The organism is Flavobacterium kingsejongi, from assembly GCF_003076475.1.
Lineage (GTDB): Bacteria > Bacteroidota > Bacteroidia > Flavobacteriales > Flavobacteriaceae > Flavobacterium > Flavobacterium kingsejongi.
In genome coordinates, this window is the sequence record NZ_CP020919.1 from 342201 (window position 1) to 355441 (window position 13241).

General features: G+C 39.2%; 8 protein-coding genes. 5 read left to right on the forward strand and 3 right to left on the reverse strand.

Annotation, left to right across the window (positions count from 1 at the left end):
- The first annotated feature begins 26 nt into the window (after positions 1 to 26).
- The 3 genes from FK004_RS01580 (at position 27) to murI (ending at position 2455) form a co-directional block, all read left to right on the forward strand.
- Positions 27 to 1070 (forward strand): OmpH/Skp family outer membrane protein, encoded by a 1044-nt coding sequence (locus tag FK004_RS01580; RefSeq protein ID WP_108735663.1) that lies wholly within the window; start codon positions 27 to 29, stop codon positions 1068 to 1070.
- A 26-nt stretch (positions 1071 to 1096) separates the two neighbouring features.
- Entirely contained in the window at positions 1097 to 1606 is a 510-nt protein-coding gene (locus FK004_RS01585) for an OmpH/Skp family outer membrane protein (RefSeq protein ID WP_108738717.1), read from the forward strand.
- 66 nt (positions 1607 to 1672) lie between these two features.
- Positions 1673 to 2455 (forward strand): glutamate racemase, encoded by a 783-nt coding sequence (murI, locus tag FK004_RS01590; protein ID WP_108735664.1) that lies wholly within the window; start codon positions 1673 to 1675, stop codon positions 2453 to 2455.
- Between the two features lie 133 nt (positions 2456 to 2588).
- On the opposite strand, the gene FK004_RS01595 is transcribed toward murI, so the two are convergent.
- From FK004_RS01595 to FK004_RS01605, 3 genes are all read right to left on the reverse strand, one after another.
- Positions 2589 to 3104: a gamma carbonic anhydrase family protein gene (locus FK004_RS01595; RefSeq protein WP_108735665.1), complete on the reverse strand. Its 516-nt coding sequence runs from the start codon at positions 3102 to 3104 to the stop codon at positions 2589 to 2591.
- A gap of 62 nt (positions 3105 to 3166) precedes the next feature.
- Complete coding sequence (locus FK004_RS01600; RefSeq protein ID WP_108735666.1) at positions 3167 to 4156, reverse strand: PorP/SprF family type IX secretion system membrane protein; 990 nt, start codon at positions 4154 to 4156, stop codon at positions 3167 to 3169.
- A gap of 3 nt (positions 4157 to 4159) precedes the next feature.
- A complete protein-coding gene (locus tag FK004_RS01605; RefSeq protein WP_108735667.1) occupies positions 4160 to 10105 on the reverse strand; it encodes a T9SS type B sorting domain-containing protein in 5946 nt (1981 codons plus the stop codon).
- A 152-nt stretch (positions 10106 to 10257) separates the two neighbouring features.
- On the opposite strand from FK004_RS01605, the gene FK004_RS01610 reads away from it, so the two are divergent.
- Positions 10258 to 11157, forward strand: a complete 900-nt coding sequence (locus tag FK004_RS01610; RefSeq protein WP_108735668.1) for a NifU family protein — start codon at positions 10258 to 10260, stop codon at positions 11155 to 11157.
- Between the two features lie 56 nt (positions 11158 to 11213).
- Complete coding sequence (locus FK004_RS01615) at positions 11214 to 13241, forward strand: thioredoxin domain-containing protein (protein WP_108735669.1); 2028 nt, start codon at positions 11214 to 11216, stop codon at positions 13239 to 13241.

The window sequence follows — 13241 nt, forward strand, 5'->3', positions numbered from 1 at the left end:
CGATATTTTCTAAAGAGATTTAAGTCATGAAGAAACAATTATTATTTCTGCTTTTATTGATCAGTGTGGCTACTGTCAAAGCTCAGACAAGAGGCGTCAGGCTCGGATATATCGATATGGAATATATCCTCCAGAATGTTCCCGATTATACTGATGCTAAAAACCAATTAGAGTTAAAAGCTCAAAAGTGGAAACAAGAAATTGAACTGAAAAGAAATGAAGTCAATAAACTAAAAGAATCCCTGAAGACTGAAAAAGTGCTTTTGACAAAAGAATTGATTCTTGAAAAAGAAGAAGAGATTACTTTTCAGGAGACTGAATTATTAGAATACCAACAAAAACGATTTGGCCCTACCGGCGATTTGATCATTCAAAAAGCAGCATTGGTAAAACCGATTCAGGACCAGATATTCACCATTGTTCAGGATATCGCAGAAAACAAATATGATTTTATATTTGATAAATCATCCGACCTGACCATGTTGTTTGCAGGAAAACGATTCGACATAAGCGACCAGGTAATCCGCCGTCTTACCAGAGCTTCCAAAAGAGACCAGCTGAGCAAAAAACAGCTTAAAGAACTGGACGAAAAAGAAGCCAAAGAAGATATGCTGGACGAAAGCCCTGAAATGGCGGAAAGACAGAAATTGCTGGATGAGAAAAAGAATGCACGAGAACTTCTTTTAGAAGAGCGCAAAGCAGCAAGAGAAGCCAAGAAGAAAGAATATGAAGATCGAAAACAGCAACTGATTGATGAGCGAAATGCTAAAAAGAATGGCACGACGGTAACACCTACTGCAGATTCTAAAGAAGTAACAGACACTCCAAAAGCAGAAAGCAAAGAAAAAGCAAAAGAAGCTGATCCTGAAAAAGCAGCAAAGGAAACAGAAAAAGCAGTTGAAAAACAGCAAGCCCAGGAAGCTAAAAATGAGTCTTTAGAAGCCCGGAAGAAGAAACAAGAAGAGCGTAAACAACAAATTTTAGAGACAAGAGAAGCCGCTAAAAAAGCAAGAGAAGATAAGATTAAAGAAGCGCAGGACAAAAAAGAACAAAACAAAACCGAAAATTAATTAATACTTTTAAAATTAAAATGATGATGAAACAACTGAAAACTTTATTAATCGCAGCTATATTATTTGTTGGAGCAAGCCATACCGCTAATGCACAAGCCAAAATAGCCCATATTGATGTTAGTGATTTAATGTCAAAATACCCTGCTATGCTGAATGCTGATAAGCAACTGGAAACAGTAGGTAAAACTTACGATACACAATACAAAGGCCTTGTAGATGAGTATCAGGCAAAACTGAAAAAATATGAAGCTGAGTCTGCTACTGTAGGTGATAAAGTAAATGAAGAGCGTACTGTAGAAGTACAGGCGTTGCAAAAAAGAATTGTTGATTACAGAGACAATGCACAAAAAGAATTGCAACAAAAAGAAATGGATCTTAAAAAGCCAATCGTAGAAAAAGTACGTTTAGCGATTCAAAAAGTTGCTAAAGCAAAAGGATACCAGTATGTACTTGATGCATCTACAGGCGGAGGTTTGTTATTAGCAGACGGTCCAAATTTATTAGACGATGTAAAGAAAGAATTAGGATTCTAATCTGATTCTAACATTATTTAAAAACTGCTCAATTAAATTGAGCAGTTTTTTTTTATATTTGTTTTTATGAGTAACACTACCCCAATAGGATTATTTGATTCCGGAATCGGTGGCACTTCAATATGGGCTGCCATTAATGATCTCCTTCCCCATGAAAATACTATTTATCTTGCTGACAGCAAAAATGCACCCTATGGCCAACGGTCTAAAGAAGAGATAATCGCCTTAAGCTGCAAAAACACCGAATACCTACTGAATCAAAATGCAAAGCTTATTGTAGTAGCCTGCAATACTGCGACCACCAATGCCATAACCGAATTACGGACCTTATACGACGTTCCTTTCATTGGTATTGAACCGGCAATTAAACCTGCAGCAACACACACCAAAACACAAATTATAGGTGTATTGGCTACTAAAGGAACCATTAACAGCCAATTATTCAATGCCGCTGTGGCGAAATATAAAAATGTAAAGATCATTGAACAGATTGGATTTGGATTGGTTCAGTTAATTGAGAATGGAGACCTGCATTCCCCTGAGATGACGGAATTGCTACAAACCTATTTGGCCCCTATGATCAAAGCCAATATCGATTATTTAGTACTGGGCTGCACCCACTATCCATACCTGATTCCACAAATCAGGAAGATCATTCCGGAACACGTGAAAATTATTGATTCTGGTGAAGCCGTAGCACGACAAACCTCATCCATACTCACAGTAAACAATGCTCTAAATTCAGACCCAACCAAAGGCGCTGCATTATTTTATACCAATGCTTCGAAAAAAGTCCTTTCAGAAATCCTCAATGATTATGAGGCAACAATTTCAGAAAAGGAATTTTAAAAAAAAAGCAGTCAGAAAAATCTCCTGACTGCTTTTTTAATTTTATAGGCATTTTAATCAAATAGTTATCCTAATCTATTATTTCATCTCCACTCTCCAGTACAACTATATAAGAGGTGATTTAAGCGGCTTTCTATTCCTCCTTTAGCCAACTTGAATACATCACGTAATTGTTCGAAATACGCTCTATTTCACCTGCAAAATCTGATCGGTCAATGTCTTTCACTTTCTTCGCTGGTACCCCTGCGTAAATTGTTCCGGATTCTACTATCGTATTTTGTGTAACAACTGCTCCGGCGGCTATTATAGAATTGCTTTCGATAACACAATTATCCATTACAATTGCCCCCATCCCTATCAATACATTATCCTTAATCGTACAACCGTGAACGATGGCATTATGCCCTATTGAAACATTATTTCCAATCACAGTCGGGTGTTTAAGATAGGTACAATGGATTACTGCACCATCCTGTATATTTACCTTATTTCCAATTTTTATAAAATGTACATCTCCGCGTATAACAGCGTTGAACCATACACTACAGGAATCACCAAAGGTTACATCCCCAATAATTGTAGCATTTTCTGCTACATAACAGTCCTGTGGTATTACAGGCGTTTTTCCGTTTACAGTTTTTATCAGCATAATTTTTTTAAATAAAAACGTCCCGGCACAAAGCCAGGACGGAATTAATAGTAACCTTAAAATTAATTAACTGCAGGGCAGTTACAATCAAACTTTTCTTTCTTGCAAAACAGATTGATACCCAAAGTGATTTGGTGGAATCCTCCTGTATCAAACTTCACATTTCCTGTAACATGTGAATAAGTGTATGCAAACATGAAATTTTTATAATTGATCCCCACTATAGGAGTAATATATTGCATTTTTTGGTCTGCCACTCCATTACCATCAAGGTATTGAGCTCCATCTAAACTTCTCCGGTAGGATAATCCTCCCCATAGTTTTCCAAAGTCCATATCCTTATACAGTTTCAAATTGATATCGAATGATTTTTCTTTCGTTTTGTCAGTGTATTGGAATAAAACGGAAGGTTCCCATTGCAGGCTTTTGCCATATCCAAAAACATAACCAGCACTAAAAAGGTATTTTCTTAAATTATCAGATTCAAAATCGGAATAGATTTCTCTCTTATTGGATGCGATATTCTTAACTGTGAAATGAGTATAAAAATCAAGGTAGTTATATGAAGCACCAACATCAATATTGAAATAAGAATCTTTTTGGATCGAACCATAAATATTAGGATCAAAATCAGGACCAAAACTGGACTCATCCAATTGACTTTGCACCAAACCTGCACTCATACCGAAAGACAACTGATTTAAATCATAATCTCCTCTTGAAAACTTAATATGGTGGGCATAGGTAATTTTCCCTCCTTTTTGAGAATGATACCCATTTTTATCATTAAACAGGATAACACCAATTCCGGACTGCTCCCCCACTCTCGCATTGAAACTCAATGTCTGAAGCTGTGGCGCATCATCCTGCCCAAACCATTGCTGCCGGGCTGTTAATCTAATTTTTGCGCAATTTGCGGCACCCGCCATCGATGGGTGGATCAAGTAATAATTATCGGATAGATAATCAGAGTATACGGCTATACCTTCTTGTGAAAATGACAGTTGTGATAAAAATAGTAATATAACTAAATACCTCTTTTTAAAATTCATGGGTTATCGTTTTAATGAGAAATGTGCTTTAAATTCTTTTGTTTGTCCATCTTCTTCAAATGTCACAGTGAACCAGTAATCTGTTGATGGAAGTAGTTGACCGTTGTAGGTTCCATTCCATCCTTCTGAGGTGCTGCTGATTTGTTTTAGTAATTTGCCGTATCGGTCAAATATATAAATTTTTGCGTTAGGTTGGTTCTCCAGTCCTATAATATTCCAGGTATCGTGGTAACCGTCTCCATTAGGGGTAAAGTAATGCGGATAGTTGATGGCAATAACCTCTACCGGAGCATTAAAGTCACATCCATTCTGGTCAATTACCTTCACATTATGAACTCCTGGTGTTACGTTAGTAAACACATTGCTCGTCTGTGGTGTACCTTCATCCAACTGGAATACATAGTCGCCATAACCGCCTGTTACATTCACTGTAAGGGTTTGCTCATCAGAGAACGCTCCGCTTACCGTAGTAGTGAATACTGCCGGGCCGGATTGTCCTACTACTGAAACTGGTGACATTAAAGAAACACATCCTGTAGCGGTATCTGTTACCTGTACCGTGTAGTCTCCAATTTCACTTGCGGAGTAGGTATTCCCTGTAGCTCCTACAATTGCTATTGTTCCTAAATACCATTGAAAACTATGAGTAGCCGTAGTATAACTCGCAGGCTCAATTGTCAATAGTAATTCAGACAATACATTACCATTGGTAGAATCCACACAAATCACTCCCTTACCATTATTGATAATCGGTTCCGGTAGTTTATTGATGGTAAATACTATCGAAGTAGTAGCCACACATGGAGTCGTAGTCTGACCGTTTACAATACGGATCCAGATCGTAGTCAAAGGACCAACCATATGCGCTGTTGCATCGGTAATGGCATTCACACCTGCTATAGCATCGGACTCAGAAGTGTGATAGCTTACCGGGAAGTCTGCTGCCGGAGTTTGTGTACCCCGAACAATAGCATCAAGAGTAGTCAGGTCATAAGCAATCTGGCCATCATTGGTACCGTCTTCATCACACTGGGTAACATCTGCCGGTTTAGTAGCTACGGCTGCATCTTCAACCAATAAGATCAGGTCTTCAATGCGGATACAACCCGTAGCGTTGTTTACCACTTTTACAGCAATAGTCTGTTGCGGGATAGTCACATTCTGGTACATATTCGGCAATGCGCCAACACTATTTTGTGCATCTGTAGCATTCAGGTAATACGTTACGGTATAATCTGCAGGATCCTGAGGCGGGTCATTCGATCCTAAAATCGTTGGCACATGTCCTGCAAGGTCAAATACCTCCTGCCCATTGCCATCGGTTTCACACATTACAAAGTTCGAGTTATGAACTGTCGGAAGCGGATTCACTTTCAGAACCAGTTCCACTACTACACCACATCGCCCTGGGCTTAGTGAATTCGTAGCACGAACATAGATCGTAGTCAATGGTCCTGCCGGATATGCTGTAATCTGAGCTGTTGGGATGGCATTGGTTTCGGCCAAAGCATCTTCCGGTGTCAGGTAGTAACCGAAGGTAAGATTCACTTCTGAACCTGCAATAACAGGTTCGTAAGAGGTAAGGTCAAATTCTTCAATACCATCTCCAGGGTTATTGTTATCACACAATTCAAATGGGGCTACTGTGGTAGCTACATTTGGAAGTGGAAGGATTACGTAAGTTAAAGTCGTAAAACTGAAACATCCTGTTGCGTTATTGATCACTTTTACGCCAAATGTATGTGGCCCTAAAGGATAAGCTGCATTATCAAAATGTTGTGGATCGGTAATCAGTCCTGTTCCTGCCTGAGCATCTGCCGGGGTCGGATAGAATTCAAAAGTATACAAGGATACATCGTTTCCTGCTCCTATGATTTCCTGGTTTTTAACCGTGATATCAAAAATCGCACGCCCATTATCATCACAAACATACAATCGTGTTGGGGCTGTAACTACCGGTGGCAGGTTAACTTTAACATTGAATGTACCGATGTCGAAACAGCCTGTAGCAGTATCTTCAATACGCACCCAGATCGGTTGTGGATTTACAGAGTTGATAAAAGCTCCAGGGCTACTGATAGCTGGAACACCTTGTTCCGCATTGGCTAACGAAACATAATAACGGATCGTATAGGTACCACCCGGATTAGCGGCCTGTATGATTGGTGTCTGAAGGTTCAGGTTAAATGGAGCAAATCCATCCTGATTGGTATCACAAACGGTAAGATCAGATAAAGTTGGAACTACCGGAGCAGCTTTCACTTCCAATACAATTGGGAATATACGGAAACAACCGGTATCATCATTTTCGATACGCACCCAGATCGTTTGCATAAAAGCAACTGAATTCTGGAATGTAGTCTCATCTAAAATACCTGTATTGCCATTTTGGGCATTGGTTTCTGTCTCATAATAGGTAACACTTACTCCTGGAGCACCATCGATGATGTCCTGGGTTAAAGTCGTAAGGTCAAAAAATGCATATCCATCGCCATCAGCATCACAAACAGTATAGTTTTCTGTCGGTGGCATTGGTGTTGGGATTGGGCTTACCCTTAAATCTAAGAAGGTACGTGATACACATCCTGTAGCAGGATTGGTAACTACGGCTACTATCGTTTGGGCATAAGGCACCTGATTGGTATAGATATAAGGTAGTGGCGCCGTTCCTGCATTGGCAGCAGCTTCATCAAAGAAGAATGTAACCACCATGCCTATTTGGGTACCTACGACCTCAGGAACTTTGGTTCCAAGATCAAAAACCTCTACTCCATCTCCAGAAACATCATCACAAAGCACATAAAGGCTTGGTAAAGTAGCCACCGGAAGTGGATTAACTCTTAAAATAAGTTGTACAATATCAAAACATCCGGTAGTGTTATGCTCTACACGCACATAAAGCGTCTGAGGATTACTGGTATTTGGATAGGATAGAACATTAAGGATCGGGCTGATATTTCCTACGGCATTCGCCTGGGAAGTAAAATAGCTAACGGTATGCTGCGCCGGATCTAAAGCCCCAAGAATCTCTGGGGTTTTAGTGGTCAGGTTAAACAGGTGTACCCCGTCAATAGTACCATCATCATCACAAAGCTCATAAGGTGTAGGATCTGTAGCAATTGGTGTAGGATATACGATCAGTTGCAATTCCACGATATCATAACAAGGGGTCAGCGTAGAATGTACATTCACATAGATGGTCTGAAGCCATGGTGTTACGTTATTGTAAGGTAAAGTCGTATTGATCGGGTTGATCGAGTTATCAGCATCTTCCGGTGTTTCATGAAAGGTTACGGTTACTCCGGTGGCTCCACCAGTTACAGCAGCAATTACATCGGCAAGGTTGAACATACCATAACCGTCACTGTTAGGATCACAATAGGTCAGCGGCTCCGGGGTGATGGCTACCGGACCCGGGATGATCTCCAGTTGTAAGGTCGTTGTATCATAACAGGTAGTGGCATCATTTTGCACCCGTACATAAATGGTCTGTGGGTTATTACCATCGCTGGTATATAGTAATGGTAATGGGGAAGTCGCACTATCGGCATCGGCCTGGGTGTAGTAATAACTTACTGTCACTCCGGTAGCTCCGCCTGTAATCTCATTATTTTTTGTGGACAGGTTAAATACGGAAACGTTAGGGTTGATTCCATCGCTACACGCAAATAAAGTTGTTGGCTGCACTACTGTTGGTAGTGGATTAACAATAATATGGAATGATCCTACAGAGAAACATCCTGTAGCAGTATTCTCTACCCGGAACCAGATAATATCATCCGGACCACCAACATGTGCTGTGGGTACCGCAATAACATTGGTTGCTCCCGTAGCATTAGCCTGGCTCGTATAATACGTAATCACCATGCCGGTAGCATTTACGATTAACTCTGCATTTTTAGTGGTAAGGTCAAAAACCTCGGTACCATCCCCTGGATTGTCATAATCGCAAAGTGCATAATTGGAAACGTTAGTATTGATCAGTGGTCGTGGATCAACTACTAGTACCAAAGTGGTAAATGCCGGACATTGTGGTCCTGTTGGTGGTGCATTTACATTCACTACACGAACATAAACCGTTTGTGTATTAGGCACAATGTTAGGATATGGTGACGGTAAGGCTAATGATGGGGCTCCCAAAGCCGCATCGGCCTGGGTAGCATAATAAGACACTACAAGATCTGGGTTACCTCCCGTGATTGCAGCATTGTTATTCGTTAGCATAAACGTTGAGAATCCGTCATAATTCAGGTTCTCATCACAAACATGCATTGGAGCAGGATCGAAAATAACGGAAGTAGGGATTACAAAAAGGGTAAAGCTGCTGGTAGCAAAACAGGTAGGTGTTGAGCCTACTACTCTTACATAGATTACCTCATTGTTGTTTCCGGTATAAGTAGCCGGAGTTCCAATTGCATTGAGCCCAGCATCTGCATCCGCTTGGTTGTTATAATAAGAAACCGTATAATTCGCTGGATTTTGCCCATTTAATGCCGCAGCATTTTGGCTTGTTAAATTGAAAACACCAATACCATCATTCGGATTCTCATCACAAATACTTAAATTCGGTAAAGTACCGATTGTTGTCACTGCGCCGAATATGATTTGGAAACTGCGTGTCGTATGACAGGAGTTCATAAAATCTTCAATTCGTACATAAATTGTTTCTGTGCCTGGACTCACATAAGTATCATCCGGAAATATTGGGCTAAAGTTGTCGTCGGCATTGGCCTGAGTATGGAAATAGCTTACTAAATAATCCCCTGGATTTAATGTTCCCAAAACTACAGGAGTATTTTGCGTTAAGTCAACAGGTGCCGGAGCGGGGGTACAAAACAAAATATCATTAGGTTCTGATGCCTGTACTTCTGGATAATATTCTATCGTTACAGAATCTTCCATTTGGCAGGTAGTCCCCGTTTTTACCGCAATTACAGAATAAACACCTTCTATTGTAACGGTATATGTCATTCCTGTTTCAGCTGTCATAAGGACACCATCTTTAAACCATTGGTAAGTGTAATCTGCTCCCAATCCCGGATCTAAAACAGTCGTTTCACCATAGCACAATGCAGATCCCATACTTGGATCCGTTGGATTTAATACCAAATCATTCCCTAAATTGGCGTGTCCAATATTAAAAGTTCCAGCACCTAAAAAGATCGCTGAATTGTATCCTGAATCTCTTAAATCGGCAACTACTAATTTTATATGGTATTGATGCCCGGGGACGACAAGTCCTTTTGCCTTCAGCATTTTCATTTGACCGTCAAAACTTATGGCAGATCCTGCACCATTATATTGTTCAAAATATTGGGGATTTGCACCACCACAACTTGCCCCGTTATCCCGATGTACGTTGGTTACCAAAATTGGAATATTGGTATTTGGTAAAACGGCCAGGTTAACAGTTGTATTCGGGACACCCGGCGTCATATCGGTAAGCAAAAATGCAAAAGCATCGGAATAATTACATTCGAAGCTTCCCTGATCATACTCTTCTGAAGCAAAAACGAAATCAAAGCTTAAGCTATCTGTCATTGGAACAAAATCAAATTCAATCAAACTGGCATTATAAGAGGAATAACTCGTTCCTGCATAATTATTAACCAGTGTCGCTAACGCATTATCTCCTAACCAGGAATCAGGGTCGGTACTTGAATAATTGGTTCCGGGACCAGGGACACTTGTCAAGGCACCAGTTGTCAGCACTACTCCGGAAGCCATCGGAAATCCCGGATTTGTATTCGTAAAATAGCCAATACCGTTATGGCTGCCATAATTTGTACCTGTCCTTGAGGTAATATTGCTTACAACTGCACAAGGTGTATCGATCAATACGTCTTCAACGAGTTGAGGCACCGTATATGTAGTTGAATTTACATTCATCACCTGAGCGAATCCTTGAGCAAAAAAGAAGAACAAAACAACAAGTAATATTTTTTTCATAAACGAATGATTAAAAATGTCAGTAAAAACAGGGCATTAAATAAAATTATCGAACCACAATGATAAGGTAATATTAATTTATTCTATAAAAAAACCAAATATAGATATTCGCAGAAAATATCTTTGTTAAATTTGTAAAAAAAACAAAATAAATGATCACTGTTAAAATAAATACGACACAAAACCCTGCTATACTTAAGTTCGAACTTCCAGACTTCATTACCAAAAATGAAAACTTTGAATTCAAAAATATTGACGAAGCTGGAGATTCTCCCCTTGCCAAACAACTCTTTTACCTTCCTTTTGTAAAGACCGTTTATATCTCTGGTAATTTTATTGCTATCGAACGTTACAGTATCGTGGAATGGGAAGATGTTCAGGAAGCTGTTGCAGAACAAATAGAGAAATTCGTGAATGATGGCGGACAGATTATCACTAAGAAAGAAACGGAAACTAAAAAATCCCCTATTACAATTTACGCAGAAAGCACGCCGAACCCATCAGTAATGAAATTTGTCGCCAGTAAAATGCTGACTAAAAATGCTGTGGAATACAAAAATATCGACGAAACCAAATCGTCTCCATTAGCTGCAGAACTTTTCAAATTTCCTTTTGTAAAAGAAATTTTTATAGATGAAAATTACATTTCTATTTCTAAATATGCGGTTAGCGAATGGAGTGAAATCACATTGGAACTGCGCAGTTTTATCAAACAGTTTATCGAAGATGGAAAAACGGTGATTGATGAAACTTTATATGTAAAGACACCACAACAGGAAAAACAAGTAGAACACAACTTTGATAACCTGGATGTCACATCTCAGCAGATCATAAATATACTGGAAGAATATGTAAAACCTGCGGTTGCTGCCGATGGTGGGAACATTATTTTTGATTCTTATGACGAAAGTGATAAAAGAGTGAAAGTAGTATTACAAGGTGCTTGTAGCGGTTGTCCTTCTTCTACATTCACCTTAAAAAGTGGTATTGAGAACATGTTAAAGGATATGCTTAATGACAATGATATCAAAGTTGAAGCAATAAACGGATAAATTCCCAACATTAAAGCTAAGCGTTTGGACTTCCGTTCAGACGCTTTTTTTATACTATGAAAAACCAAAATGAACTTTCAGCAGAAACCAGTCCGTATCTTTTACAGCATGCACAAAATCCTGTACATTGGAAAGCCTGGAATACAACATCCCTCACCCAGGCTAAAGAGCAGAATAAGTTACTGATTATCAGCATTGGCTATTCTGCTTGTCATTGGTGTCATGTAATGGAGCATGAAACTTTTGAACAAGAAGATGCCGCAAGTATTATGAATACTAATTTTATAAACATCAAAGTCGACCGGGAAGAGCGGCCGGATGTAGATGCTGTCTATATGAAATCAGTTCAAATTATGACGGGTCGCGGCGGGTGGCCAATGAATGTCGTTTGCCTTCCCGATGGCCGGCCAGTTTGGGGTGGAACGTATTTCAAAAAAGAAAATTGGATTGAAACTCTCGAACAACTGGCAGCAATGTATGCCGAGGCTCCGGAAAAAATGGAAGATTATGCGGAACGGTTACATTTAGGAATGCAGGAAAATCTCCTCATACCGGAAAAAGAAAATTCCAATGTACCTGAAACCTTTTTCCAGGATGCACTTACGTTGTGGTCCAAAAGTTTTGATTTGGAATTTGGTGGTTATTCCCGCGCCCCAAAATTCATGATGCCCAACAACTATCGTTTTTTATTGCGTTATGCTTATGAAACACAAGATCACAAATTAATGGATTTTGTTAACCTCACCCTTACCAAAATGGCCTGGGGAGGTATTTTTGATACTGTTGACGGTGGATTTTCCCGATATGCTGTCGATTTTAAATGGCACATTCCCCATTTTGAAAAAATGCTCTATGACAATGGACAGCTTGTGAGTCTCTATGCCGATGCTTACAAACAAACTAAAAACCCACTCTATAAAACCGTAATTGAAAAAACACTTGCTTTTGTTGAACGCGAATGGCTGACAGATGAGGGTAGTTTTTATAGTGCATTAGATGCTGATAGCCTGAATTCCGAAAAGCATTTGGAAGAAGGTGCTTTTTATGTTTGGGATATAGCAACATTGAAAAGATTATTACAAAATGACTTCCCCCTATTTAGTACACTATATAATATTAATTCCTTTGGGCATTGGAAAGAAGATCATTATGTCCTCATCCAGAACAATTCCCTTGAAAACATAAGTGCATCCTTTGGAATTACACTCTCCGATTTGATCCTGAAAAAACAGGAATTTGAAAAAATACTCTATCAGGAAAGAGAAAAAAGAAATAAACCACGACTGGACGACAAATGCCTGACATCGTGGAATGCATTAATGCTAAAAGGATACATTGATGCTTATAAAGCACTTGGTGATATTCATTACCTCGAAATTATCCATAAGAATGCTGATTTTTTACTCACTAAAATATGGTCATCCGACGGTCATCTCTACCATACTTATAAAAACAATACTGCTTCTATTAATGGCTATCTGGAAGATTATTGTTTTGTGATTGATACCTTCATTGGCCTCTATGAAATAACATTAGACGAACAATGGTTAGGCTATTCCAAACAGCTTACAGATTATTGCTTTGATCATTTTTATGATGCCGAAAAATCATTTTTCAGATTCACTTCCGATATTGATAAGGCACTGATAATTCCTAATTATGAAATTGAAGATAATGTAATTCCCGCCTCTAATTCTGTAATGTCGGAAAACTTATACCGTCTTTCTATTTATTTTGACAATTCGTTTTATCGGGATACAGTCACTAAGATGATCGCTGTTCTTTCACCCAATATCGCCTATCCATCCGCCTATTCCAATTGGCTGTATGTAATGCTGTATACTTCTAAATCCAGTATGGAATTAGTTGTTTCCGGCCCAACTGCCCAGGAAGAGATTAAAAAAATAAATCGGGAATACCTTCCTAATGTTATCATTGCAGGAATGCCAAAAGAATCTGAAATGCCATTATTACAAAATCGGTTTATTAAAGATCGGTTACAGTTTTTTGTATGCCAGAATAAGAGTTGTAATTTACCCGTATCTTCTTCCGAAGAAGCCTTAAAAGAACTTAAAATAAACTAA

Coding starts and splice junctions, on each gene's coding strand:
- FK004_RS01580 (WP_108735663.1), top strand. CDS start 27: ATGAAGAAACAATTATTATTTCTGCTTTTATTGATCAGTGTGGCTACT.
- FK004_RS01585 (WP_108738717.1), top strand. CDS start 1,097: ATGAAACAACTGAAAACTTTATTAATCGCAGCTATATTATTTGTTGGA.
- murI (WP_108735664.1), top strand. CDS start 1,673: ATGAGTAACACTACCCCAATAGGATTATTTGATTCCGGAATCGGTGGC.
- FK004_RS01595 (WP_108735665.1), bottom strand. CDS start 3,104: ATGCTGATAAAAACTGTAAACGGAAAAACGCCTGTAATACCACAGGAC.
- FK004_RS01600 (WP_108735666.1), bottom strand. CDS start 4,156: ATGAATTTTAAAAAGAGGTATTTAGTTATATTACTATTTTTATCACAA.
- FK004_RS01605 (WP_108735667.1), bottom strand. CDS start 10,105: ATGAAAAAAATATTACTTGTTGTTTTGTTCTTCTTTTTTGCTCAAGGA.
- FK004_RS01610 (WP_108735668.1), top strand. CDS start 10,258: ATGATCACTGTTAAAATAAATACGACACAAAACCCTGCTATACTTAAG.
- FK004_RS01615 (WP_108735669.1), top strand. CDS start 11,214: ATGAAAAACCAAAATGAACTTTCAGCAGAAACCAGTCCGTATCTTTTA.